Origin of the sequence: Halobellus captivus, from assembly GCF_007655485.1 — an archaeon.
Taxonomy (GTDB): Archaea; Halobacteriota; Halobacteria; order Halobacteriales; family Haloferacaceae; genus Haloquadratum; species Haloquadratum captivum.
Genome location: NZ_VJXQ01000018.1, coordinates 532 through 1468, shown reverse-complemented (window position 1 = coordinate 1468; position 937 = coordinate 532). Strand labels below are relative to the sequence as shown.

Annotated in this window: 1 protein-coding gene; it reads right to left on the bottom strand. The window is 61.3% G+C overall.

All coding sequences use genetic code 11. The features are described from left to right. Positions 1 to 120: 120 nt before the first annotated feature. Positions 121 to 937, bottom strand: an 817-nt coding sequence (locus FJT57_RS16305; RefSeq protein WP_144906893.1) for a hypothetical protein, incomplete at its 5' end; no start/stop codon positions are given.

Sequence of the window (937 nt, the reverse complement as noted above, 5' to 3'; positions counted from 1 at the left end):
CTGCCGACGCCAAGGCCGAGACCCATTGCAAGGGCTAGTACTGCACTCTCTGCTGGTGTCAGGTTCTGGAGCCACCCGGCGACGGAGCCAAGCACACCACCACCGGTCTGGAGGATCACGTTACGCATCGTGTGGGTCCTCCCGGCGCGAGTGGCCGATGATCGATTGGTCGCGAACCACACGTTCTGCCTCGTCGTAGTCGTGTTCGCGGCCGTTCCAGAAGTCCATATTCAGAACGAACAGCTCGACCGTGCTGAGGCGGCGTGCGGACCACCCCGACGCTTGCTGGATAAACTCGGATCGAACGTCGTTCACGCGACTGTCGAGCTTCTCGAACATCTGCGCGCGGCGCTCGACGTCAGTAAGGTCCTCACGACGGGTAACGAACGGGTTGAACAGGAACCCGATGACGGGGAACTGGGTCAGCTTCTCGGCGGGGGTGCCCTCGTCGCGGAAGCGGTCGTACACTTCTATCGGGCTGACTTCAACGCCGATGTAGTACCGGACCTGCTGAATGCCCCGGTCACGCATCTCCTTCGGCCGTGTCTCCCGGTACTCTTCGAGGAGTTCCCGGAAGATCGGGTTCTCCGTGACGTCTTCGTCAGTGAGTCGATCTTCGATGGTCTCAGTGATCTGCTCGACCGGGAAGGAACGGGTTGTGGCGTGGAGTTTGAGCTTCGAGTCCAGCTCTTTGTTGGCGAACTCTTCGCCGGCGTCTTGCAGCTGCGCCCAGTCGTTGGACATCGCGAAGTCCATGTTGGCCGGATCGATCTCGATGAACGCCTCCATCGCGCCGTCTTCACGCTGGATGGCACCAGCGCCCGGCCACGCTCGCTTGATGTTGGTGAGATCCTGTGTTCGCTCGTCCGGCTTGAACGGCGTGTAGTTCGCGAGTCCGCCTTGGTTGCGCTCTGTCTCGTTGGTACTCGTGTCGGCT